Origin of the sequence: Bradyrhizobium sp. MOS001, assembly GCF_004634465.1 — a bacterium.
Taxonomy (GTDB): Bacteria; Pseudomonadota; Alphaproteobacteria; order Rhizobiales; family Xanthobacteraceae; genus Bradyrhizobium; species Bradyrhizobium barranii.
The window spans coordinates 493,521-517,403 of sequence record NZ_SPVJ01000001.1 but is presented as its reverse complement, the minus strand read 5'-3'; the positions used below and the strand labels follow the sequence as shown (position 1 = coordinate 517,403).

Below are 23,883 nucleotides of genomic sequence, written 5' to 3'. Positions count from 1 at the left end.
TGGTGGTCATCCGCACCGCAATAGAAGTTTCGGCTAGCGGGGAGGTTGCTGCGTAGCCGGCTTCCCCATGCCTTGGCCGTACAGGGCCTTGGCGTAATCGCCTCTGGCGTGAGCATCGACGGCATCCTCGAATAGGCCAGCGGCCACAGGTGCGGCGAAGACTGACGCTAGAACGACGCCGACGAGCGTGAGTTTGAGGTTCATCGTCTGGCAACTTTGCTCTTGGTCACACTCGATTACCAATAAGCAGTCGTGAGGCTTATGCGACCTAACAACGGTTGGCATCGCGTTGCAGCAAGAGACGCCGGCGAACGGCGATGCGAGCTTGCTTTTCTCACTCGTTGTTGGGGTCCGAAAATAGAATCAGTGGCACAAAATGCATACTCAACAATTCCAGCTATGAGAGGGTTGCAGTAGGTCTGCCGTGGCGCCCGATCGGACTTGGGTTACCGAATGTGGCTCTTTGGTCGCAGCATTGATCTTTCTTGCGATAGATCTATCCCCGTTGAATTTTACATGATGAGCCCCGATCGCCTCGGGGGTACGCTGTCGCCGGATTGTATTCGGAGGTAACACATCTTACGAGGCACGACATGACAGTGAGCATTGCACTGGCGGCGGGGCAGAGTGAGCGATCGAAATCAGCACGTCGACGCAGACTTGGCGTTGCTGCATTCGTCCTGACGTCCGCGATCGTTGGTTTTTCCCATTGTGCGTTGGCCGATGAAGGCGGCGTCAGCTTCTGGGTCCCCGGTTTCTTTGGAAGTCTGGCGGCCACGCCGCAGCAGCCGGGTTGGTCGCTGGCAAACATCTACTATCACACCTCTGTCTCCGCCGGCGCCGACGTCGCGCGTGCGCGCGAGTTCACGCTCAACAGGGTTCCGGCCAATGTTACCCTCGACGCAAAACTGAATTTGAACGTCAACGCCACGGGCGATCTTGGCTTTGTGATCCCAACCTATGTATTCGCGACGCCGGTTCTCGGCGGCCAGGCGTCGGTGTCCCTGTTAGCAGCCTACGGCGTCGTCGGCACCAGCCTGGCAGGCACCTTGTCAGGCGTGCTCACGGGCCCTCTCGGCAACAACGTCCCCTTCGCGCGGTCCGACACCATCAGCGACACCACATGGGGCTTTGGGGATGTCGCGCCGGTATTTCAATTGCGCTGGAACGCCGGGGTCCACAACTACATGACCTATATCATGGGCGACATCCCGGTTGGCGCTTACCAATCCGATCGCCTGTCGAATATAGGCATCGGACACAGCGCGATCGACGTCGGCGGCGGCTACACCTATTTCAATCCGCAGACCGGCCACGAATTCTCCGGCGTGCTCGGCTTCACCTACAATTTCAAGAACACTGCAACGCAGTATCAGAATGGCGTCGACATGCACTTCGACTGGGGTGCATCGCAATTCCTGTCGAAGCAGGTCATGGTTGGCCTCGTGGGCTATGTCTACAAGGAACTCGGCTGCGACAGCGGTTCAGGTGACCGTGTCGGCTGCTTCCAGTCCCAAGTGGTCGGCATCGGCCCCCAGATTGGATTCCTGTTTCCGGTCGGCGACATGCAGGGCTATCTCAATTTGAAAGCTTACGGCGAGTTCGCTGCGGAAAACCGGCCATCGGGCTGGAATACCTGGGTCACCTTCTCTATCTCGCCGCCCGCGCCCGGAGCACCTCCGACGACAAAGCCCATCGTCAGAAAATACTAGCAGCAATCAAGCTGCGGCTGTCAGTTTGCTGATCATTCTTTGCAACACGCGGGCAACCGGTGGCACCTGGTCCCCGTCGAAGCTCGTTCCGGTGACCACCACCGATGCCGTAGTGCCGGCGCGTAGCAGGCGTCGCCTTCGCGCGCGATTCATTTGCGATCTCGCCCGCCGCGCCTGAAAGTACCGTCACGCCGACCCGGCACATGGTGACGAAGCAAGGCACGCGCCCTTGACCCTCGCCTTCGAGGAAGGGCGGCACCTAGCCAGGTGGCGATCCGACCGCTAATTCACCGTCAGCTTCACGCCGAGCCGCCCCGCAAGCTCCTGCACGAACTGCCAGGCAACGCGGCCCGAGCGGGAGCCGCGCGTGGTCGACCATTCCAGCGCCTCGCGCTCCAGCGCCTCGTCGTCGACCTCAATGCCGAAATGGCTGCAATAGCCCCGCACCATGGCGAGATATTCGTCCTGGCTGCAGCGGTGGAAGCCGAGCCACAGGCCGAAGCGATCGGACAGCGAGACTTTTTCTTCGACGGCTTCGCCAGGATTGATCGCGGTCGAGCGCTCGTTCTCGATCATCTCGCGCGCCAGCAGATGGCGGCGGTTGGAAGTGGCGTAGAGGATGACGTTCTCGGGCCGGCCCTCGATGCCGCCTTCGAGCACGGCCTTGAGCGACTTGTAGGACGCATCATTGCCGTCGAAGGAGAGGTCGTCGCAGAACACGATGAAGTAGAAGGACGAGGCGCGCAGCTGCTCCATCAGCGCGGGCAGGCTCTCGATGTCCTCGCGATGGATCTCGATCAGCTTCAGCTTATCGGCGGCCTTGCGCTCCGCGTTGATGCTGGCATGCGCCGCCTTCACGAGCGACGACTTGCCCATGCCGCGCGCGCCCCAGAGCAGGGCATTGTTGGCCGGCAGGCCGTTGGCGAAACGCTCGGTGTTCTCCATCAGGATGTCGCGCATCCGGTCGACGCCTTTCAGCAGGAACAGCTCGACGCGGCTGACCCGCGGCACCGCAGCGAGGCGGCCGTCCGGGTGCCAGACATAGGCGTCCGCCCGCTCGAACGATTCGCGTTCGACGGCCGGCTTGCCCTGGGCGGCGAGGTGCGCCGCGATCGTCTCCAGCGCGCGGACGATACGATCCTGGGAGAGGTCCGGGGCTGCCTTATCGACTGCCTTGGGGGTTGCCTTGGGACGTTTTGCCGCGACGCGGGCAGGCGTCCTGGCAGGGGTGCGGGGGCCTTTGCCGGCCGGGCTTTTGCTTGGTTTTTTGGGCATGTCCGAAGTTCCTGAGAATGCAGCCTTATCGGGCCTGAGGGCGCGCCGCAAGATGGCCAAATCGACGGTCTGGCAGCGTTGCAATTGGGGCAATGGCCGCTATAGTCCGCGCGAATTTGACCGAACCGGTCGCCTTTGAGGGCCTGACCGGTTTTCCCCCGTTTCCACGAGGATCGTCCGAATGTTCATTACCCCTGCGTATGCCCAGGCCGCGGGCGCCGGCGACACCAACAGCATGTTGATGTCGCTGCTGCCGTTCGCCCTGATCTTCGTGATCATGTACTTCCTGATTCTGCGCCCGCAGCAGAAGAAGGTGCGCGACCATGCCGACCTCGTGAAGAACATCCGCCGCGGCGACACCGTCGTGACCTCGGGCGGCCTCGTCGGCAAGGTCACCAAGGTCGTCGACGACGACCAGATCGAGTTCGAGATTTCCGACGGCGTGCGCGTGCGGCAGATGCGCCAGATGATCTCGGGCGTGCGCGCGAAGGGCGAGCCGGCGAAGGAATCCAAGGATAGCAAGGAAGCCGCCAAGGACGACGCCGCGTCGAAGTGAGCGCTTCCGCGAGCATCCCAATCTCCTGATCTGACAGGTCCAGTCGATGTTGTATTTCACGCGGTGGAAGGCGCTCGGGATTATCCTGACGGCGCTGATCGTGTGCCTCTGCGCGGTGCCGAACTTCTTCCCCGAAGCGCAGGTCAAGACCTGGCCCGCCTGGGCGCAGCGCCGGCTCGTGCTCGGCCTCGATCTCCAGGGCGGCTCCTATCTGCTGCTCGAGGTCGATTCGAGCTATGTGAAGAAGGAGAGGCTGGACCAGGTCCGCGACGACGTCCGCCGGACCCTGCGCGATGCCAAGATCGGATTCACCGGCGGCGTGACCGTGCGCAACGACGCGGCCGAGGTTCGCATCACCAAGGAATCCGACGTGCAGCCGGCGCTCGCCAAGCTGCGCGAGCTGTCCCAGCCACTGGGCGGACTGATGGGATCCAGCGGTCAGCGCGACCTTGAGGTGACCGATGCCGGCGGCGGCGTGATCCGCCTGGCGATTCCGCAGGCTGCGATGCTCGACCGCATGCGCAAGACCATCGAGCAGTCGATTCAGATCGTCGAGCGCCGCGTCAACGAGCTCGGCACCGTCGAACCGGTCATCCAGCGCCAGGGCAACGACCGCATTCTGGTGCAGGTCCCAGGTCTTCAGGATCCGACCCGCCTGAAGGAATTGCTCGGCAAGACCGCGAAGATGGAATTCCGCATGGTCGATGCGTCCGTGCCGCCGGATCAGGCGCAGCAGGGACGGTTGCCGCCGGAATCCGAGCTGCTGATGAGCGCCTCGCCGCCGCCCACGCCCTATGTGGTCAAGAAGCAGGTGCTGGTCGCCGGTGGCGACCTGACCGACGCCCAGGCGAGCTTCGACCAGCGCACGGGTGAGCCGGTCGTCAGCTTCAAGTTCAACACCTCGGGCGCGCGCAAATTCGCGCAGGCCACGCAGGAAAACGTCGGGCTGCCCTTCGCGATCGTGCTCGACAACAAGGTGATCTCGGCGCCCGTCATCCGCGAGCCCATCACCGGTGGCCAGGGCCAGATCTCCGGCAATTTCACGGTGCAATCGGCCAACGATCTCGCGATTCTCTTGCGCGCCGGCGCGCTTCCGGCCCCGCTCACGGTGGTCGAGGAGCGCACCGTCGGTCCGGGCCTCGGCCAGGACTCGATCGAGAAGGGCGAGCTTGCGGCTTACGTCGGCTCGATCCTGGTCATCATCTTCATGCTGCTGACCTACCGGCTGTTCGGCGTGTTCGCGAACATCGCGGTGGCCATCAACGTCGCCATGATCTTCGGCCTGTTGTCGCTGCTCAACGCCACGCTGACGCTGCCCGGCATCGCCGGCATCGTGCTCACCGTCGGCATCGCGGTCGACTCCAACGTGCTGATCTACGAGCGCATCCGTGAGGAGTTGCGGGGTGGCCGCAATGCGATTTCGGCGATCGACGCCGGCTTCAAGCGGGCGCTTGCGACCATCCTCGATTCCAACATCACCACCTTCATTGCTGCCGCCGTGCTGTTCTACATCGGCACCGGCCCGGTGCGCGGCTTTGCCGTGACGCTCGGCATCGGCATCATCACCACGGTGTTCACCGCCTTCACGCTGACCCGGCTGATCGTAGCCTGGTGGGTGCGGTGGAAGCGGCCGCAGAGCGTGCCGATCTAGGAGCTAAGACCGTGACTCACTACGTTCTCATCGGGCTTGGCATTCTCATTGCCGTTCTCACCGTGGTCGCAGCGCTCGGGCTGCTGCCGTCGCTGCGCATCGTCCCGGACGATACGCATTTCGACTTCACGCGCTTCCGCCGGATCAGCTTCCCGATCTCGGCGGCGCTGTCGATCGTCGCGATCACGCTGTTCTTCACCCATGGCCTGAATTTCGGCATCGACTTCCGCGGCGGCACGCTGCTGGAAGTGCAGGCCAAGTCCGGCGCCGCCGACATCGCCGCGATGCGGACGACGCTCGATGCCTTGCATCTCGGCGAAGTCCAGTTGCAGCAGTTCGGCGGCCCCGAGAACGTCCTGATCCGCGTCGCGGAGCAGCCGGGCGGCGACGCTGCCCAGCAGGAAGCCGTGCAGAAGGTGCGCGGCGCGCTCGGCGATTCCGTCGAATATCGCCGCGTCGAGGTGGTGGGACCGCGCGTGTCCGGCGAACTGCTGGCCTATGGCATGCTCGGCCTGATGCTCGCGATCGTCTCGATCCTGATCTACCTCTGGTTCCGCTTCGAATGGCAGTTCGCGCTCGGCGCCATGATCGCCAACGTGCACGACATCGTGCTGACGATCGGCTTCATGTCGATCAGCCAGGTCGATTTCGACCTGACCAGCATCGCGGCCCTTCTGACCATTCTGGGCTACTCGCTCAACGACACCGTCGTCATCTACGACCGTATCCGCGAAATGCTGCGCCGCTACAAGAAGATGCCGATGCCGCAGCTGCTCAACGAGTCGATCAATTCGACCCTGTCGCGTTCGATCATCACCCACTTCACCGTGACGCTGGCGCTGTTGGCTTTGCTGCTGTTCGGCGGCCATGCCATCCACAGCTTCACCGCGGTGATGATGTTCGGCGTGGTGCTGGTCGGCACCTATACCTCGATCTTCATCGCGGCCCCGATCCTGATCTATCTCGGCGTCGGCGAGCATCGCGAAGATGCGCCCGATACGGCTACGCCGGCGAAGAAAAACAAGGCATGATCCGAACCGCATGCCCTCGCAGGCGTTTGCGAGGGCAGTAAGCTCATTCGGACGAAGCACATGGCCGGCGATCCCAACGCACCGCATTTTCCCCGCTCGGCGCCGATCGAAGCCTATGGCAAGGGCGGCTTCGCCTTTGCCGGCATGTCGCATCGGGGATCGCTGCTCTGCCTGCCCGACGCGATCTGGGCCTGGGACGTGACGGACCCGACGAAGATCGACCGCTATTCGCTGGATCGCGTCTTCACGGCGGCCAACAGCATCGACACGCTTCTGATCGGTACCGGAACCGGCGTCTGGTTGCCGCCGCCGGACCTGCGGCAGGCGCTGAAGGCGGTGAGGGTGGTGCTGGATACGATGCAGACCGGTCCCGCCGTGCGCACCTACAACATCATGATCGGCGAGCGGCGCCGCGTCGCCGCGGCGCTGATCGCCGTGCCATGAGCAGCGCTGCGCCTCCGGCCGATTCGGTCGCCTTCTGCGCCGGCCTCGTGCGCAGCCATGACTTCCCGCGCTATGCCGCAACGCTGTTTGCGCCGGCCGCCGAGCGCCAGGCGCTGCTGGCGCTCTATGCCTTCAATGTCGAGATCGTCCGCGTCCGCGACCAGGTGAGCCAGCCCTTGCCCGGCGAAATCCGCCTGCAATGGTGGACCGACATGCTGTCGGGCCACGTCCACGGCAGCGCCGAGGGCAACCCGGTGGCGGCGGAGCTATTGCGTGCGATCAGCGATTTCGACCTGCCGGTCGAGCCGTTGTCGCTGCTCGCCGACGAGCATCAGTTCGATCTCTACAACGATCCGATGCCGACCATGGCGGCTCTGGAGGGTTATCTGGACGCGACCTGTTCGGCATTGTTTGCCCTCGCGGCGCGGGTCATGGCGCCGCCTTCGGAGGCGGCCGAGCATGTCGCAAGGCATGCCGGGCTCGCCCAGGGCATCGCGCAGGTGATTGCGAATCTGCCGCGCGACTCGGCGCACCGGCAACTGTTCCTGCCGCAGCAGCTGCTGGCGGCCCATGGCTGCCAGATGGAGGACGTGTTCGCCGGCAAGGAGACGCCAAATCTGCATGCGGTGCTGGGCCAGCTCGTGGGCGAAGCCGAGCAGCATTTGACGACGGCCTTGTCGTTGTTGCCGGAGGTGCCGGCGCCGGCACGGCCAGCGTTTCTGCTGCTGAGCCAGGTGCGGGGTGACCTCAAGCGCCTGTCGCAACCCGGGCGCAATCCGTTTGCGCCGCAGCCCCCGTCGCGGCTGCGCACGCTATGGACGCTGTGGCGGGCTTCACGTTCCCGGGAATTTACCAAATAGCGGCCGGTTTATCGCCTCAAACGGTCAAATGCTCTATGCTGTCCTATGGCTGAGTTGTCCCAAAACACGTCCCCCGATCTTAGCGGCCTTCCGGTCGCTCTGGGCGACATTCATGCCGCCGCCGACACCATCCGCGGCGCCGTCGTCGAGACGCCCTGCAGCTACAGCCGCACGCTGAGCAACATCTGCGGCTGCGACATCTGGCTGAAATTCGAAAACCTCCAGTTCACCTCCTCGTTCAAGGAGCGGGGTGCGCTCAACCGGCTCACCGCGCTGACGCCGGAGGAGCGTGCGCGCGGCGTCATCGCGATGTCGGCGGGCAACCACGCGCAGGGCGTCGCCTATCACGCCAAGCGGCTCGGCATTCCCGCCACCATCGTCATGCCGGTCGGCACGCCCATGGTGAAGGTCGAGAACACCAAGCACCACGGCGCCGAGGTGGTGGTGACGGGCGCGACGCTGGAGGAGGCGGCCGTCTATGCGCGCAGCCATGGCGAGGCCCGCGGCATGATCTTCGTCCACCCCTACGACGACCCGCTCGTCATCGCGGGGCAGGGCACTGTCGGGCTCGAGATGCTGAAGGCGGTGCCGGAGCTCGATACGCTGGTGGTCCCGATCGGCGGCGGTGGCCTGATCAGCGGCATCGGCATTGCCGCGAAATCGATCAAGCCGACGGTGCGGATTCTTGGCGTCGAGGCCTGGCTCTACCCCTCGATGTACAACGCCATCCATGACGGCAATCTGCCCGCGCGCGGCGACACGCTCGCCGAAGGCATCGCGGTGAAATCGCCGGGCAAGATCACGACCGAGATCGTCCGCCGCCTCGTCGACGATATCGCGCTGGTGAACGAAGCCGAGCTCGAGCGTGCGGTCGCGACCCTGATCTCGATCGAGAAGACGGTCGTCGAGGGCGCCGGCGCCGCCGGGCTTGCCGCGCTGATGTCCGATACGTCCCGCTTTGCCGGCCAGAAGGTCGGCCTCGTCCTGAGCGGCGGCAACATCGACACGCGGCTGATCGCCTCCGTTCTGACGCGTGAGCTGGCGCGCGAGGGGCGGCTGACCCAGTTGTCGCTCGATATCCCCGATCGGCCGGGGCAATTGGCCGCCGTCGCCTCACTGCTGGCCGAGGCCGGCGCCAACATCATCGAGGTCTCGCATCAGCGGACCTTCTCCGATCTGCCGGCCAAAGCGACGCTGCTTCAGCTCGTCATCGAGACCCGCGACAGCGCGCATCTCGACGAGGTCATGGCCAAGCTCGGCGCATCCGGACTGAGCGCGCGCTGCACCTGAGCGGCGCGCCGCTATCGCGGCGCCAAACCCGCGAGGTGGCCGATCAGCCGGTCGATCTCGGCTTCCGTGTTGTAGTAATGCGGGGAGGCCCGCACGACCGGTGGCAGCGAGCGGATTTCGGCATCGATACGGGTGCTCCCCGGATCTGAAGCGCCGATGGTGATGCCTGCCGCAGCGGCGCTTCTGACGATGGCGTCCGCCTCATACCCATCCAGCGTGAAGCTGACGATGGCGCCCGGTGCGCGTCCGAGGTCGCGAATAGTCACGCCGCGAACGGAGGCGAGGCCGCCGCGAAGACGGTCCGCAAGCAGACGGCAGCGCTGCTCGATGGGGCCGAGGCCGATCGCGAGGGCATAATCGATGGCAGCGCCGAGACCGAGACGTGCCGCGTAATTGTTCTCCCATGTCTCGAAACGGCGGGCATCGTCACGGAGCCGATATTCACCGCGCGAGACCCAGGGCGCGGCGAAGTGATCGATCATCGGCGGCTCGAGTCGTTGCAGCATCTCGCGGCGGACGTAGAGAAAGCCCGTGCCGCGCGGGCCGCGGAGGAATTTACGCCCCGTCGCCGACAGCATGTCACAGCCGACGGCTTCGACGTCGACCGTCATCTGGCCGACCGCCTGGCAGGCGTCGAGCAGATAGGGAATCCCGTGCGCCCGCGCGATCTTGCCGATCGCCGCCGCGGGATTGACCAATCCGCCATTGGTCGGAACCCAGGTGACGGCGATCAGCTTCACGCGCTCGTCGATCATGCGTTCGAGCGCGTGGACGTCGAGCTCGCCGGTGGCGTCGCTCGGCACGACATCGATGATCGCGCCCGTGCGCCTTGCGACCTGAAGAAACGCGACGTAGTTGGCTGCGTATTCCGCTTCGGCGGTCAGGATCCGATCGCCCTGGCGAAACGGAAGCGCGTAGAACGCCATCTGCCAGGCAATTGTCGCGTTCTCCATGAGGGCGATCTCATCGGGGGCGGCATTCAGAAGGCGCGCTACGGAGCCGTAGACCGCATCGAGCCGATCGGACTCGCGGTCGGCAGCGGCATAACCTCCGATCTCGCCCTCCAGATCGATGTGGTCCTTCATTGCCGCGACGACGGCAGTTGGCATGAGGGCCGCGCCGGCATTGTGGAGATAAGCGAGGCGGGAGGCGGCCGGGGTGTCGGAACGTATCCGGTCGATGTCGATCAAGTGCTGGTCTCCGCCTCTGCTATCCCGATCCCATGAATTAGGCGCGTTGACGAGCGCGAGCAAGCTCATGTGCAGCTTGGAACAAAATGGCGGATTATTGCCTCGTCTTGGTATCGGATTCCAAATCGGCGGCCTTTCTCCCCGGATTTTGAGAAACCCGGTGGCTTCGAACGCTATATCTTCCCGGATCGGGAAACAGACCATGCAAGAGAAAACGCAATCCCGCTCAATGACCGGGACGCCCAGGACCAACATCACCCGACGGATCGACCTCACGACCCTCAGGCTGTTCATCGCCATCTGTGAGGAAGGCAATTTGACGCGCGCCTCGCAGCGCGAGGCGATCGCGCCCTCTGCTGTCAGCAAGCGCATGCATGATCTCGAGGAAGTGCTCGAGGTCGCGCTGTTCGAGCGGCATCCGAACGGCATGGCGCTGACGCCGGCCGGTGAATCGCTGCTGCATCATGCGCGCGTGACGTTGCTCAACGTCGAGAAGATCGCCGTCGACATGGCCGAGCATGCGCGCGGCGTGCGCGGGCATGTGCGGATGCTGGCCAATCTGTCGTCGATCGTCGAATTCCTTCCCGACGATCTGCCCGGCTTCTTTCGCTCGCACGAGTTGGTGCGGCTCGATCTGCAGGAGCGCCCCAGCGCCGATGTCGTTCGCGGCGTCGAGGAGGGCGTGGCCGAAATCGGCATCTGCTCGGCAGACGTGTCGACGCGCGGGCTGGAGCGGTTCTCCTATCGACGCGACCGCCTCGTCATCGTGGTGCGATCCGATCATCCGCTTGCGTCGGCAAGAGACGTTTCGTTCGCCGATACACTCGACTACGACCATGTCGGCCTGTTTGCGACCAGCTCGATCTATCTGCGCTCGCAATACACCGCGCAGCAGATCGGCAAGTCGATCCGGTTGCGGGTCCACGTACCGGGTTTTGATGCGGTCTGCCGGATGGTGCAGGCCGGCATGGGGATCGGCCTCATTCCCGACCGTGCGTTCGAGGTCCTCAGTCACGGCATGAATCTGACGGCCGTCGAGTTAAGCGACGACTGGGCCGATCGCGAACTGGTGCTGGTGGCCAGGGATCCCGCGGGATTGTCGGCGACGAGCCAGTTGATGCTCGATCATCTGCGATTGCCCGGAACCAAACCTCACTGATGGCGGCCTTCGTGTCGTTCGTCATCCGCGAACGCGTGTTCATCAAAGGATATTGGACTTAAGGCCCTGCGCTCGGCGACACCACGATCAAAGACGATCGAGGAGCGCCAGACGTGGACGGACCATTATCCGGAATACGAGTCGTCGAACTCGGAACTTTGATCGCGGCACCATTTGCCGCGCGGCTCTTTGCTGAGTTCGGCGCCGAAGTCATCAAGATCGAGCAGCCGGGCAGCGGGGATCCGTTGCGCAGATGGCGCAAGCTGCATCAGGGCACCTCGCTCTGGTGGTACCTGCAATCCCGCAACAAGAAGTCGATCGCGATCGATCTGAAATCGCCTGACGGGCGCGACGTCGCGCTGCGCCTGGCCGCGCAAGCCGATGTCGTGATCGAGAATTTCAAGCCAGGAAGCCTCGAGAAGCTTGGCCTCGGCTGGGACGTGCTCTCAAAGCTCAATCCGGACCTGACACTGGTCCGCATCTCCGGCTACGGGCAGACCGGCCCTTACCGCGACCGCTCCGGGTTCGGCGCGATCGGAGAGGCCATGGGCGGGCTGCGCTTCACTACCGGCGATCCCGACAGCCCGCCGGCCCGGGTCGGCATCAGCATCGGCGACAGCCTTGCTTCGCTTCATGGCGTGATCGGCGCGCTGATGTCGCTGCTTCGTGTCAAGACAGGGCAGGGGCGAGGGCAGGTGGTCGACGTCTCGCTCTATGAGAGCGTGTTCAACCTGATGGAGAGTCTTGTCCCCGAATATGACCTCATGGGTCATGTCAGGACCCGCACCGGCGGCGCCCTGCCGGGCATCAGTCCATCCAATACATATCCCAGCTCCGACGGGCGCCATGTCGTGATCGCCGGCAACAGCGACGCGATCTTCAAACGCTTGATGCTGGTCATCTGGCGGCCGGACCTTGCCGACGATCCGGCCCTTGCCAGCAATGACGGACGTGTCCGCAGCAACGCCTTGCTCGATGCTGCCATCACTGCATGGACCTCGCAGCGAACGATGGACGAGATCCTCGCACGTCTCGATGCGGCCGACGTTCCCGCGGGCCGGATCTATTCCGTCGCCGATATTGTCGACGATCCCCATTACGCCGCCCGCGAGATGATCCTGCAGACCGAGCTGCCGGGCGATGTCACCGTAAAGATGCCGGGCATCGCGCCAAAGCTCTCCGACACCCCGGGCGCCGTCAAATGGCCTGGCCCGACGCTGGGACAGCATACCGACGAGGTGCTCGCGGGTCTCGGCTTGCAGGCAGGCGATATCGCGCAGCTGCGCCGCAGCGGAGCGGTGCAATGACGGCGCCGCCACCGGACATCCGGATCCAGGAGGTCGCTCCGCGCGACGGCCTTCAGATCGAAGCGAAATGGGTCGAAACCAGCGAGAAAATCCGGCTGATCAATTCGCTCTCTGCGATCGGCTTCAGTCGCATCGAGGTCTCGTCATTCGTGTCAGCGGCGGCCGTGCCGTCGCTGCGCGACGCCACGGACGTCTTCACCGGCATCGAGCGGCGGCCAGGCACGATCTATACGGCGCTGATCCCGAACCGGAAGGGTTCTGAGCTGGCGCTGGCCGCACGCGCCGACGAGCTCAATTTCGTGATGTCGGCGAGTGAAACGCACAACCGTGCCAACATGAACATGACGCATGCGGCGTCGCTGGCGTCGCTCAGCGAGATCGTGAAGCCGGCCCACGCAGGCGGCGCGTTGGTCAACGCGACGGTTGCGACCGCGTTCGGCTGTCCGTTCGAAGGCCTGCAGCCTCTCGAGAAGGTGCTCGATATCGTCAAGCGCTATCTCGATCTCGGGGTCGACGGCGTCACGCTCGCCGACACCACGGGCATGGCCAATCCCAATCAGGTCTCGCAGCTGGTTGCCGCGGTCTTGATGCTGGTCCCTGCGGACATGCTTACGCTTCACTTCCACAACACGCGCGGTCTCGGGCTGGTTAACGTCCTCGCGGCCTATGACACCGGCGCGCGCCGCTTTGACGCCGCGCTGGGCGGCCTCGGCGGATGTCCATTTGCGCCGGGCGCCACCGGCAATGTCTGTACCGAAGACCTCGTCAATCTCTGCCACGAGACGGGCTTGCGAACCGGTCTCGATCTGCAGCGCTTGATCGATCTCTCGTTCCGATTGCCTGGAGTGGTCGGACATGAGGTGCCGGGACAGGTCGCCAAGGCCGGCCGTCCCCTCGATCTGCACCCCATACCCGAGCGGCTGCGACGCTCGGGCTGATCGACCGCTATCAAAATTCAAAACACATTGGAGGAAACCATGACGATTGCCACGGCGGCGACTGCCGACCTCGATACTGGACTCACAGAGCATCAGGTCATCAAGAAGATTGCGTGGCGGCTGATGCCGCTGATCATCGTCTGCTACTTCTTTGCGTTCTTCGACCGCGTCAACATCAGCTTTGCCAAGGCTGCGCTCCAGGCCGATCTCGGCCTCAGCAACACAGCCTACGGATTTGGCGCCAGCCTGTTCGTCGTTGGCTACGTCCTGCTGGAAGTGCCGAGCAATATGCTGCTCTATCGCTTCGGCGCGCGGCGCTGGATCGCCCGCATCATGATTTCCTGGGGGCTGGCGACGGCGGCGATGGTCTTCGTTCATAGCGAGTGGCAGTTCTATGCGCTGCGCTTCGTGATTGGCGCCATGGAGGCGGGATTTGCGCCCGGCATTCTCTATTACCTGACACTCTGGTTTCCAAAATCGCATCGCGGCCGCATGACGTCCGTGTTCTTTCTCGCCACTGCATTCTCGGGGATCATCGGCGCGCCGATCTCGGGTCTCATCCTCAACTATCTGAACGGGCTGCACGGTCTGGCCGGTTGGCAATGGCTGTTTCTGGCTGGCGGCATTCCCTGCGTTGCGCTTGGCTTCGTCGTGCTGCTGCGCTTCGACGACGGGATCGAGCAGGCCGAATGGTTGAGCGACGACGAGCGCCGATTGATCTCGGTTCAGCTGGACCGCCAGAAGAACGAGATCGGCGAGCATTCGGCATGGCGCTCGCTGCTCATGCCCGGCGTGCTGCTGCTCGGATTCATCTACTTCCTGATCCAGATCGCCTCCTACGGCCTCAATTTCTGGGCGCCCGACCTGATCAAGGCGGCCGGGGGCGGAAGCGCGGCTGCGATCGGCTTCCTGACCGCCGTTCCCTATATCTGCGGCGCCATCTGCATGATCGTCGTAGGCCGATTGTCGGATGCATCGGGGGAGCGCCCCAAATTCGTCGCGGGTCTGGTGCTGACGGCGGCGGTGGGCTTCTTCGCCTCGGGCGTATTCGACAGGAACGTCGTCACGCTGGTTGGCGCGCTTGCCATCCTTGGTGCCGGCGTGGTTGCGGCCATTCCGACATTCTGGACGCTGCCTCCGAAAATTCTCACCGGTGCGGGGGCAGCGAGCGGGATCGCACTCATCAACACGCTGGGGCAGGTCGGCGGCATCGTCAGCCCGGTCATGGTTGGCTCGGTCAAGGATGTGACCGGCAGCACGACGCCGGCGCTCTATGTCATTGGCGGCTTGTGCGTGCTCTGTGCGTTGCTGCTGCTGACGGTGCTTCCGCGAGACCTGAAAGCCAGGGACGTGGCGGAACCCCGGGTCGCATAGGCCGCGGCATTGGCGCGCCTTGGTGAGGCGCATTCAAGAGGGTATCTAGGCGAAAGACATCACACCGCCGTCCATTCTCAATGGATGGCGGTGTGATGGCCCGGAACCGAAGGGGACGCGCAATGGCGAAGAACACGATTTGCCTCTGGTACGACAAAGACGCCGAGGCGGCTGCCCGCTTCTATGCCGAGACGTTCCCCGACAGCGCAGTGAGCGCCATCCACCGCGCGCCCAGCGACTACCCGTCGGGTAAGGCCGGCGACGTGCTCACCGTCGAGTTCACCGTGGCCGGGGTCGCCTGTCTCGGCCTCAACGGCGGTCCGATCTTCAAGCACAATGAGGCCTTCTCGTTCCAGATCGCCACCGACGATCAGGAGGAGACCGACCGCTATTGGAACGCCATCATCGGCAATGGCGGGCAGGAGAGCGCCTGCGGCTGGTGCAAGGACAGATGGGGCCTCTCCTGGCAGATCACGCCGCGGGTGTTGACTGAGGCACTGGCGGCGGGCGGTGCCGAGGCCAAGCGCGCCTTCGATGCGATGATGGGGATGACGAAGATCGATGTCGCCGCGATCGAGGCCGCGCGCCGCGGCTGAAATTTTCTCGTCTCAGATACAGAGGCCGAGCAGCTTGACGTGGCAGCCGCTGGATTTGGGCTTGCTGGCGGGCGCGGCCTCGCGCTTCACGGCAACCAGCGGCTCCTCGTCCTTCTTGCCTTTACCTTTGCCCTTGCCCTTCGGCTCGTAGTCGCCCGCGATCACCATGGCCCAATAGGTTCGCTTGCCGCTGGCATTTTTTGCGCTCGCGATACCGACGCGGGAGGCGTTGTGCAGCAGCAGGTTCTTGCGATGCCCGGACGAGTCGATCCACTGTCCCAGCGTCTTCTCGAAATTGTCGTAGCCGTAGGCGATGTTCTCGGCCGCGCGGCCCGCGCCGGCCGGTGCGACGCGCCGGTTGAACGGGCCGAGCGCGTCGTGGCTGAGGTCGTCCTTTGCCGCCATCGCGCGGGCCTGGTCCATGGCGATGCGGTCAAGGGTTGAATCGCGGACGACGCGGACTTCGCCGTTCTTGAGGCGAAAGCCGGAGATCAGCTCGGCCGGGGATTCGGCCATCGCGGGCGCAGCTGCGAGCAGCAGAAGGCCAGCGATCACGCCGCCAACCACACCATGCATCATCACCCTCCGAATGCCCATGACCCGCCGCCCGAATGATCCGATCGCTTCTCTATCGCCAATGTGGACGCTTCAAGGCGCGAGCAGCCCGTCAGCCCGCCGGCAGGTCCGCCTCGAAATTGAAACGGTCCCGCAGGTTCTTCCGCTGTTCCAGGATGTCCTTGAGGAAGGCGCGGTCCTGGTCGTTCTTCATCATCGGCTCGATCAGGTCGAGCTGGTTCATGGCGACCAGTTGCAGGATCTCGGTCCGCGGCTTGCCGCTGGTATCGCGGGGCAGCGCGTGTACGACCTGGATGTGCTCCGGCGGCTTTGGACCCTTGGCGGCCGAAAGTTCGCTGCGAAGCTCGCCTTCAAGCGTGGCCTGATCGGCCTCGACGAAGGCATAGAGCCCGACGCCGGAGCGGCGGTCGGCGAAGGCGACGATGGCGGTGTCGCGCACGGCCGGGTTCTTGCGGATCAGCTCGGCCAGCACCGGCGCGTCGTTGACCAGCCGGCGGCCGCCGCCCTCGCGGTCGGTGAAGTTGAACAGGCCGCGCGTGATCGCGCGATAGACCTTCTTGCCGGTCGCGAGCCACAGGCTGGCGGCGAATGATTTCTTCGCCAGGATTTTTCGCTCGCGCGGCGTCAGCGCCTCGGGTGCATAGGAACGCTTGTGCTTGAGCAGATGCCGCAGGTCCTCGTAGGCGAGGATGCGGTAGAGCCGGCCACGTCGGTTGAAGCAGGCCGCGAGCTGGAAGTCGGTGACATAGGCGCGGCCGTCGCGGCCGACCAGCCAGTTCTGCTCCTTGGCGAGATCGTTGTGGCAGATGCCGGCGCGGCGCAGCCGGCGTAGCGCCGCCTTGGCCGAGCGGAAATAGGCGAGGTCGCCATGCGGCTTGGCGAGATGGAGCGCGACGCCGTCGACAAAGCCGCGTACCAGGGCGCGGCGTCCGGCCCACAGCAACTCGGGGCCGACGTTCAGGCCTTTTGCAAGAACGAGTGCGTGTTTCTCGCGCGCGAACAGATGACGGGCCAGGAGGAATGACCACCACGGCACTTCGTCGAGCCGGCGCAGCACGGCGTCGACCTCGCCGCTGTCACCGCGGAAGCGGCCGCGCTCGACGGTCGAGAACACGTCGCGCTTGAGCAGCACGCCCTCGGTCCAGCGCGCCGACAGTGTCGCGGCGTCGTCTTTGGGAAGACTCATCGAAAAACTCACGCGGCTGCGGCGATGCGCAGGTGATCGGCGATCCAGCGATCGAGATCGGCGAGTGCCAGCGCGCTCATCGCCTGCTTCTTGGCCACCGTCTTTTCGTTGCCGCGCAGGCGCGTGCCGTCGGGCTTCTTCGTCGGCGCGCTCGCGAGCGGCGGGAACAGGCCGAAATTGATGTTCATCGGCTGGAACGAGCGTGTACCGGGCTCGATGGTCTCGATATGGCCGCCGGTGATGTGACCGAGCAGCGATCCCAGTGCCGTCGTAGCGGGCGGGCTCGCCAGCGTCTCGCCGCGCGCATCCGCCGCCGCATAGAGACCGGCGATCAGGCCGACGCTGGCGGATTCCACATAGCCCTCGCAGCCGGTCATCTGACCGGCGAAGCGCAGCCGCGGCTGCGCGCGCAGGCGCAGCTGGCCGTCGAGCAGCTTTGGCGAATTGAGGAAGGTGTTGCGATGCAGGCCGCCGAGGCGGGCGAATTCGGCCTTCTCCAGCCCCGGAATGCTGCGGAAGATGCGTTGCTGCTCGCCGTATTTCAGCTTCGTCTGGAATCCGACGATGTTGTAGAGCGTGCCGAGCTTGTTGTCCTGGCGCAGCTGCACGATCGCGTAGGCCTTCGTGGTGGGATCGTGCGGATTGGTGAGGCCGACCGGCTTCATCGGGCCGTGGCGCAACGTCTCGGGGCCGCGCTCCGCCATCACCTCGATCGGCAGGCAGCCGTCGAAATAGGGCGTGTTGGTTTCCCATTCCTTGAACTCGGTCTTCTCGCCTGCGATCAGCGCGGCGACGAAGCCGTCATACTGCTCCTTGGTCATGGGGCAGTTGATGTAGTCGGCACCGGTGCCGCCGGGGCCGACCTTGTCATAGCGCGACTGGAACCAGGCGACCGACATGTCGATGGACTCGCGATGCACGATTGGCGCGATCGCGTCGAAGAAGGCGAGAGCGTTCTCGTCGGTCAATTCGCGGATGGCGTCGGCCAGCGGGGCGGAGGTGAGGGGGCCGGTCGCCACGATCACGTTGCTCCAATCGGCCGGCGGCAGGCCGGAAACCTCGCCACGGGCGATCTCGATCAGGGGGTGGTCGTTGAGCGCCTTGGTGACGGCCGCCGAGAAGCCGTCGCGGTCGACCGCGAGCGCACCGCCGGCGGGCACCTGGTTGGCGTCGGCCGCGCGCATGATCAGCGAGCCGAGCCGGCGCATTTCGGCGTGCAGCAGGCCGACGGCGTTGTTGGCGGCGTCGTCCGAGCGGAACGAATTGGAGCAGACGAGCTCGGCGAGCCCATCGGTGCGGTGCGCTTCGGTCATGCGGTCCGGCCGCATCTCGTGCAGCACCACGGGCACGCCGGATTTGGCGACCTGCCAGGCGGCTTCGGAACCGGCAAGGCCGGCGCCGATCACGTGCACAATGTTGGATTGGGTTCCTGTCATGGGGCGGACAGGTAGCGCTTTTCGGCGGTCAGTGGAATCGCCGAGATGGAGTTTTCTGCCATCAGAAACGACAACGCCCGCACGAGGCGAGCGCTATCGGTTCGTCCGGTGAAGGGCTGAACGAAATCAGCCCTGATACTGACCGGCGGCAACGCGCGGGATGTCCGAGCGATCGAGGCCGATGTCGGCCAGTTCGCGATCGCTGAGCTGGGACAGCTCGGCAACATTGCGCTGATAGTCCCGGAAAGCCTGGATCATGCGGATGAGCGAGAGCAGCATTGGTAGTCTCCTGTAGTTCGATTCAGCCCTTGCCCGGGCCTCATCGTTGAAATGAATATAGGTGAGAGTGGTGCAGTGCGAAAGTTCCGATGTTGCGATGCAGCTAAGCGCGAGGTGCATAGCGGTGGTAACGGACGATTAACCCGGGAGCACTCTCGCCTAAAGGGTAGGCGAAATAGGGAATGCTTTGCCATAAATCACCGTGAATTCACGGGTTTACTGCAACCACTCTCGTTACCGGTGAAATGGAAATAGGTAGGGTTCCAACTGTTCTCAAGGCGATCAGTCAGCGCCTGCGCCCAAGTCTCGCATGCGCGAATCGCATGATAGCGGAACTATAGATATGAATATAAATCCATTCATATGTGGGACACTATGCGACCGGGTCCCGACGATCCAACTCGCTTTGGGCTGGCGGATCACCAGACGGCCGGGCGTGAAGCCTGCCGAAACTCACCCTGCCTCGTTTCAGACCGCAACCGCCTCTCTGGTGCGGTGCACACACGCCGAACGTGTGGCGTTCATTACAAGGGTGTAATGAAAATCAGAAATTTTGCATGGTGCCTCTGCGCCGCACGCAACATCACGCAATTCTCGCGAGGAATTTATTGCGGCAAGTTGCCGCGCCCGGAGGAAAGTCATGTCGCAGATTCTGGCAATGTCGCTGGTTCTGTCACAAGAACAAGAGAAGGAAAGTAACATCATGACGAAGTTACTCGGGGTTATCGCAATTGCCGCCGTCGCGTTCGCCGTCGCGCCGGCCCAGGCTGCCAAGCACGCCATGGGCGGTTGCAGCTCAGCCAACCTGGAGAAGACGGAGACCGCGATCGAGAACATGGCCGACGGCGACAGCAAGTTCGTGGCGCAGAAGGAGATCGCGGCTGCGCAGGACGCGCTTCTCAACGGCAAAATGGGTGTGTGCGGCGCGCACCTGAACAAGGCGATGAACGCCACCATGGGGAAGTAAACGCACCAAGAGAGGGCCGATCGCCGGGCGATCGGCCCTACGCGTCCTGTCGGGCGCTATTTAAGGGGCGCGTGCGAGCTGGGTCGCGAAATAGGCGACGGTCTTGGAGTAGACTTCGCTCTTATTCCATTGCTGCAATACCGCAAAATTCGGACTGCCCGGCTGCCAGTCCTTGCCGCGCTGCCAGCCGTAGCCCGCGAGATAATTGGCGGTGGAGGCGAGCACGTCGGGCGCGTTGTGCAAGAGGTCGCGCTTGCCATTGCCGTCGAAATCGACGGCGTATTTCATCCAGGACGACGGCATGAACTGGGTCTGACCGAGCTCGCCGGCCCATGCGCCCTTCATGTCGGCGGGGGCGAGGTCGCCGCGCTGGACGATGCGCAGCGCATCCAGCAGCTCGGCACGAAACTGGTCGGAGCGACGGCAATCATAGGCCAGCGTTGCCAGCGAGCGGATGGTGGCGAACTTGCCGGTGTTGACGCCGAAATCGGTCTCGAGACCCCAGATCGCGACCAGCACCTCGCCGGGCACGCCATAAGTCTGTTCGATGCGGGACAGCACCGAGCCGTACTGCTTCATCATGTTGGAGCCGCGCTGCATGCGCGGCGGCACCATGCGGCCGGAGAACTCCTCGAAGGTCTGGGTGAAGACTTTTTGCGAGCGGTCCCGGTTGAGCACGCTCTGATCGAGCGTCACGCCGGCAAGCCCGGCGGCAACGGCCTGCTGCGAGACGCCCTTGGCCGCGGCGTCGGCTTTGAAGTCCGCGAGCCAGGCGTCGAAATTGCCCGAGCCGCAGGCAACAGCGGCGAGGGCTGGCTGGGCGGTTAGGATTGACGCGGAGAGGGCGAGGGCTGCGAGAGCGAGACGAGAAATCGTCGGGGTCATCAGATGAAATGGATTCCGTGAAGTGATCTGACCGGCGGGGGCAATTTCGATTGTAACCGCGGCCAAAGCAAGGCGTATGACAGCACGCAATCCTGCCCGAGCCGAGCCCGGGCAGGATCGCATGTCACGATATCGTCAGGCGTCCGTCCGATTGCGCCAGGGGAAGAGGTTGGCGGGGAAGTCGGCGGCCGGCTTGCGCGGGCGATGCGGCGGGGGCGGCACCGGACGTGCACCGGGCTCCGAGACGATCACCTTGCGGTAGAGGTGCCAGGTGGCATGGCCGAGCAGGGGGATCACCACGGCAAGGCCAAGGAACGCCGGAATCGTACCGAGCGCTAGCAGCACCGCCACGATCAGGCCCCAAGCCGCCATCGGCACCGGGTTCTTGGCGACGACGCGTAGCGACGTCACCATCGCCTCGAAGGCGCCGGCATGGCGGTCGAGCATCAAGGGGAACGACACGGCGCTGATGCAGAGCGCGGCAAGCGCAAACAGAAAGCCGGTGCCGCAGCCGACCACGATCAGCCACCAGCCTTGCTGGGTCGTCAGAACGCGCGTCATGAAATCAGAGATACCGGTCGCGCCCTCATAGCCGAACGCCGCGACATAGATCGCCTGAGCGGTCGCAACCCAGGTCACGAACAGAGCGAGCAGCAGCGTGCCGAGACCGAGCATGGCGCCGAACGAAGGCGAGCGCAGTACCTCCATGGCATTCCAGGCGCTGGCCTCCTCATAACGTTCCCGCCGGCTGGAGAGCTCATAGAGACCGAGCGCGGCGAACGGGCCGATCAGCGCGAAGCCTGCGGCCAGTGGGAACAACAGCGGCAGCACCGAATAGCCCATCACCGCGCGGGCGAGCACGAGGCCCAGCACCGGATAGATCACGCAGAGGATGATGGCGTGGCTCGGCACCGCCTTGAAATCTTCCCAGCCGCGCCTGAGCGCGTCGTGCAGATCGGACAGTTGGATGGTTCGGATCACCGGTCCAGCCGCATCCGCGGGCTGGGCCACAGTGGGGACATTGCCCGGGTAGAGTGTGGCCATGGTCGCTAGCTCCCTTGCCATGCAGCCGAATTCGGCGCCGGCAACGGCGCAAGCGGCCGCTTTTCTGAGTTTCGCGATTCCGGCCAGACGCGAATTCCGGACGTCATCGCGAACTGAAAGTGGAGCGTACGCCCATTTCCGAGTCCTGTCCCACACGCTTGGTTGAGATTCGATGCCGCACCGCAACCTCAACGATGTCATTCGGTCGTCATTTCGCCGCAGATAAGCTGATGCTGGTTGTCGGTTCGCAGAACTTCGCGGGCGTAACGCAGTAACTTCGTCTATAAGTGCCACTCAAGGCCCTTCCAACGGATCCTTTTCGGGGAGAAGACATGAGCATTTTCGGGAAAATCATGGGCGCGATCTTCGGCAGCCATCCGGCTTCCGCCGCGCCCGCAGGTGGCGCACCCTCGGGTAGCGCACCCGCCAGCGCCGCGCCGGGCGGATCGGCGCCTGCTGCCGCGCCGATGGCAACCGTGGACGTTGCGGCCATCGTCGACAAGCTGGTCGCTGCCCAGAAGGAGAAGCTGGAATGGCGCACCTCGATCGTCGACCTCATGAAGGCGCTCGACATCGACTCCAGCCTTGCCGCGCGTAAGGACCTCGCCAAGGAGCTCGGCTACAGCGGTGACATGAACGACTCGGCGAGCATGAACGTCTGGCTGCACAAGCAGGTGATGTCCAAGCTGGCCGCCAATGGCGGCAAGCTGCCGCCGGAGATCAAGCACTGACCGATTGCTCGGTCGTAAGCCAGGGGCCCGCGATCTCGCGGGCCCTTTTGCGTTCAGGCGACGAGGTCTGCTTCCTCCGGATGCCTGTCGAGATAGTCGACGACGAAGCCGCAGCCGGCGATCACCTTCTTGCCGTCACGGCGGATCAAGTCCAGCGCGCCCTTGACCAGCTCGGATGCAATGCCGCGGCCGCGTAGCGCGTGCGGCGTCTCGGTATGGGTGATGATCACGGCCGACGGCGTCAGCCGGTAATTGGCGAAGGCGATTTCGTTGCCCGCATCGAGCTCGAAGCGACTCCTGTCCTTGTTGTCCCGTACCGCCATGCCAGATCCCTTCGAAGCGCTGCGTGTGCTCTGATCTAGGCGCCTGAACCGGCCCTTGCCAAGGTGCGACCAAGGGAGGTTGCCGCAGGGGAGATATCCGGAAAATGCGTGTCCCGCTCAGCCTCTTGGCGCTGCTTGCGGCGCTCGTCTCGACCGCGCCGGTGTCGGCTGCGGCCGAAGGCGCCCCGGCCTGGGAGGCCTGCGTCGGGCTGACCAGCACGCCGGACGCCCGGATCAAAGCCTGCTCGACTGTGATCGATACCAGGAGCGAGAGCGGGCAGAGGCTCGCCGGCGCCTATTGCAATCGCGGCCATGGGCTCACCGAGAAACGCGAACTCGACGCCGCGCTGTCCGATCTCGACGAGGCAGTCCGGCTCGATCCCGGCTATGCCTGCGCCTACAACAATCGCGGCCGCGTCTACAGCTTCAAGCGCGATTACGATCGCGCCATCGCCGAATACGACCAGGCCATCAAGCTCGATCCGTCGCTGGTGCTGGCCTACAGCAATCGCGGCGAGGCCCGTTTCAACAAGGGCGACCTCGACGGCGCCTTTGCCGATTTCGACGCGGCGATCAAGCGCGATCCCAACTATGTCACCGCCTACGCCAACCGTGGCTTCGTCTACGCCCGCAAGCACGACACGGCGCATGCGCTTGCCGACTACAGCATGCGGATCAAGCTTGCACCGGATCTGATTGCCTATATCGACCGCGGCAACGTCTACCGCGACAGCGAGCAGCTCGACCGGGCCTCCGCCGACTACGGCGAGGCGATCCGCGTCGCGCCGACCGACGCACGCGGCTGGCGCAATCGCGGCATGATCCGGCTCTATCGGGGCGACAACAAGGGCGGCCTCGCCGACTACGACAAGGCGCTGCAATACGATCCCTCCGACGTGTTCTCCTGGAACAATCGCGGCCAGGCCAGGCTGCGCCTCGGCGACAGGCAGGGCGCGATTGCCGACTTCAGGAAGGCGCTGGAATTGCGTCCAGGACTGCCGTCCGCGCATGATGCACTGCAGAAGCTTGGGGCTCTGTAGCGAGCGTTCGATCAACGCGTGAGCCATAATTCG

At 64.2% G+C, this 23,883-nt stretch carries 24 protein-coding genes; 15 read left to right on the top strand and 9 right to left on the bottom strand.

The features are described 5' to 3' along the window. Nucleotides 1–593 precede the first annotated feature (593 nt). Complete coding sequence (locus CT676_RS02510; RefSeq protein ID WP_244623043.1) at nt 594–1,712, top strand: transporter; 1,119 nt, start codon at nt 594–596, stop codon at nt 1,710–1,712. Between the two features lie 282 nt (nt 1,713–1,994). Here the strand turns inward: CT676_RS02510 and CT676_RS02505 are convergent, their stop codons facing one another. Then, nucleotides 1,995–2,987, bottom strand: coding sequence for an ATP-binding protein (locus tag CT676_RS02505; RefSeq protein WP_135213737.1), 993 nt, complete (start codon nt 2,985–2,987; stop codon nt 1,995–1,997). Nucleotides 2,988–3,168: 181 nt separating this feature from the next. Here CT676_RS02505 and yajC point away from each other — a divergent pair, with 181 nt between their 5' ends. From yajC to CT676_RS02475, 6 genes are read left to right on the top strand one after another with little or no spacing between them, the layout of a single operon-like run. After that, on the top strand, nt 3,169–3,543 hold the full coding sequence (gene yajC, locus CT676_RS02500; RefSeq protein WP_071913636.1) for a preprotein translocase subunit YajC: 375 nt from the start codon (nt 3,169–3,171) through the stop codon (nt 3,541–3,543). A gap of 46 nt (nt 3,544–3,589) precedes the next feature. Beyond that, nucleotides 3,590–5,194, top strand: coding sequence for a protein translocase subunit SecD (gene secD, locus CT676_RS02495; RefSeq protein WP_071913639.1), 1,605 nt, complete (start codon nt 3,590–3,592; stop codon nt 5,192–5,194). An 11-nt stretch (nt 5,195–5,205) separates the two neighbouring features. Beyond that, complete coding sequence (secF, locus tag CT676_RS02490) at nt 5,206–6,225, top strand: protein translocase subunit SecF (RefSeq protein WP_028152341.1); 1,020 nt, start codon at nt 5,206–5,208, stop codon at nt 6,223–6,225. Nucleotides 6,226–6,285: 60 nt separating this feature from the next. After that, nucleotides 6,286–6,669, top strand: a complete 384-nt coding sequence (locus CT676_RS02485) for an MTH938/NDUFAF3 family protein (RefSeq protein WP_028152342.1) — start codon at nt 6,286–6,288, stop codon at nt 6,667–6,669. Then, nucleotides 6,666–7,529 carry a phytoene/squalene synthase family protein gene (locus tag CT676_RS02480; RefSeq protein WP_135213736.1) on the top strand — a complete coding sequence of 288 codons (864 nt, stop codon included), beginning with the start codon at nt 6,666–6,668 and terminating at the stop codon, nt 7,527–7,529. The genes CT676_RS02485 and CT676_RS02480 overlap by 4 nt, the downstream gene beginning before the upstream one ends. 45 nt (nt 7,530–7,574) lie before the next feature. Next, nucleotides 7,575–8,819: a threonine ammonia-lyase gene (locus tag CT676_RS02475; RefSeq protein ID WP_063983131.1), complete on the top strand. Its 1,245-nt coding sequence runs from the start codon at nt 7,575–7,577 to the stop codon at nt 8,817–8,819. A gap of 11 nt (nt 8,820–8,830) precedes the next feature. Here CT676_RS02475 and CT676_RS02470 read toward each other — a convergent pair whose 3' ends face one another. Beyond that, on the bottom strand, nt 8,831–10,009 hold the full coding sequence (locus tag CT676_RS02470; protein ID WP_135213735.1) for an aminotransferase class V-fold PLP-dependent enzyme: 1,179 nt from the start codon (nt 10,007–10,009) through the stop codon (nt 8,831–8,833). A gap of 202 nt (nt 10,010–10,211) precedes the next feature. Here CT676_RS02470 and CT676_RS02465 point away from each other — a divergent pair, with 202 nt between their 5' ends. The 5 genes from CT676_RS02465 to CT676_RS02445 all read left to right on the top strand — a co-directional run bounded on the left by CT676_RS02465 (nt 10,212) and on the right by CT676_RS02445 (nt 15,383). Beyond that, entirely contained in the window at nt 10,212–11,168 is a 957-nt protein-coding gene (locus CT676_RS02465) for a LysR family transcriptional regulator (RefSeq protein ID WP_224517269.1), read from the top strand. 113 nt (nt 11,169–11,281) lie between these two features. After that, nucleotides 11,282–12,475 (top strand): CaiB/BaiF CoA-transferase family protein, encoded by a 1,194-nt coding sequence (locus tag CT676_RS02460; RefSeq protein WP_135213734.1) that lies wholly within the window; start codon nt 11,282–11,284, stop codon nt 12,473–12,475. After that, nucleotides 12,472–13,413 carry a hydroxymethylglutaryl-CoA lyase gene (locus CT676_RS02455; RefSeq protein WP_135213733.1) on the top strand — a complete coding sequence of 314 codons (942 nt, stop codon included), beginning with the start codon at nt 12,472–12,474 and terminating at the stop codon, nt 13,411–13,413. The genes CT676_RS02460 and CT676_RS02455 overlap by 4 nt, the downstream gene beginning before the upstream one ends. Nucleotides 13,414–13,452: 39 nt before the next feature. Then, nucleotides 13,453–14,787: an MFS transporter gene (locus CT676_RS02450; protein WP_135213732.1), complete on the top strand. Its 1,335-nt coding sequence runs from the start codon at nt 13,453–13,455 to the stop codon at nt 14,785–14,787. A 122-nt stretch (nt 14,788–14,909) separates the two neighbouring features. Then, on the top strand, nt 14,910–15,383 hold the full coding sequence (locus CT676_RS02445; RefSeq protein ID WP_038933037.1) for a VOC family protein: 474 nt from the start codon (nt 14,910–14,912) through the stop codon (nt 15,381–15,383). 12 nt (nt 15,384–15,395) lie between these two features. On the opposite strand, the gene CT676_RS02440 is transcribed toward CT676_RS02445, so the two are convergent. The 4 genes from CT676_RS02440 to CT676_RS02425 form a co-directional block, all read right to left on the bottom strand. Continuing rightward, a complete protein-coding gene (locus CT676_RS02440; protein ID WP_135213865.1) occupies nt 15,396–15,959 on the bottom strand; it encodes a CAP domain-containing protein in 564 nt (187 codons plus the stop codon). Between the two features lie 91 nt (nt 15,960–16,050). Next, nucleotides 16,051–17,145, bottom strand: a complete 1,095-nt coding sequence (locus tag CT676_RS02435) for a serine/threonine protein kinase (RefSeq protein ID WP_135213731.1) — start codon at nt 17,143–17,145, stop codon at nt 16,051–16,053. Nucleotides 17,146–17,153: 8 nt separating this feature from the next. Next, on the bottom strand, nt 17,154–18,581 hold the full coding sequence (trmFO, locus tag CT676_RS02430) for a methylenetetrahydrofolate--tRNA-(uracil(54)-C(5))-methyltransferase (FADH(2)-oxidizing) TrmFO (RefSeq protein ID WP_135213730.1): 1,428 nt from the start codon (nt 18,579–18,581) through the stop codon (nt 17,154–17,156). A 126-nt stretch (nt 18,582–18,707) separates the two neighbouring features. Next, nucleotides 18,708–18,860, bottom strand: a complete 153-nt coding sequence (locus CT676_RS02425) for a DUF1127 domain-containing protein (protein WP_007590701.1) — start codon at nt 18,858–18,860, stop codon at nt 18,708–18,710. Between the two features lie 640 nt (nt 18,861–19,500). On the opposite strand from CT676_RS02425, the gene CT676_RS02420 reads away from it, so the two are divergent. Beyond that, nucleotides 19,501–19,827: a hypothetical protein gene (locus CT676_RS02420; protein ID WP_028152352.1), complete on the top strand. Its 327-nt coding sequence runs from the start codon at nt 19,501–19,503 to the stop codon at nt 19,825–19,827. 60 nt (nt 19,828–19,887) lie between these two features. Here CT676_RS02420 and CT676_RS02415 read toward each other — a convergent pair whose 3' ends face one another. Next, a complete protein-coding gene (locus CT676_RS02415; protein WP_063983140.1) occupies nt 19,888–20,712 on the bottom strand; it encodes a lytic murein transglycosylase in 825 nt (274 codons plus the stop codon). A gap of 135 nt (nt 20,713–20,847) precedes the next feature. After that, on the bottom strand, nt 20,848–21,756 hold the full coding sequence (locus CT676_RS02410; RefSeq protein WP_166341915.1) for a DUF2189 domain-containing protein: 909 nt from the start codon (nt 21,754–21,756) through the stop codon (nt 20,848–20,850). A 332-nt stretch (nt 21,757–22,088) separates the two neighbouring features. Here CT676_RS02410 and CT676_RS02405 point away from each other — a divergent pair, with 332 nt between their 5' ends. Continuing rightward, nucleotides 22,089–22,487, top strand: a complete 399-nt coding sequence (locus CT676_RS02405) for a DUF3597 domain-containing protein (protein WP_028156132.1) — start codon at nt 22,089–22,091, stop codon at nt 22,485–22,487. A 53-nt stretch (nt 22,488–22,540) separates the two neighbouring features. Here CT676_RS02405 and CT676_RS02400 read toward each other — a convergent pair whose 3' ends face one another. Continuing rightward, nucleotides 22,541–22,810 carry a GNAT family N-acetyltransferase gene (locus CT676_RS02400; protein WP_135213726.1) on the bottom strand — a complete coding sequence of 90 codons (270 nt, stop codon included), beginning with the start codon at nt 22,808–22,810 and terminating at the stop codon, nt 22,541–22,543. Between the two features lie 104 nt (nt 22,811–22,914). On the opposite strand from CT676_RS02400, the gene CT676_RS02395 reads away from it, so the two are divergent. Next, nucleotides 22,915–23,850: a tetratricopeptide repeat protein gene (locus CT676_RS02395; protein WP_135213725.1), complete on the top strand. Its 936-nt coding sequence runs from the start codon at nt 22,915–22,917 to the stop codon at nt 23,848–23,850. The last annotated feature ends 33 nt before the right edge of the window (nt 23,851–23,883 follow it).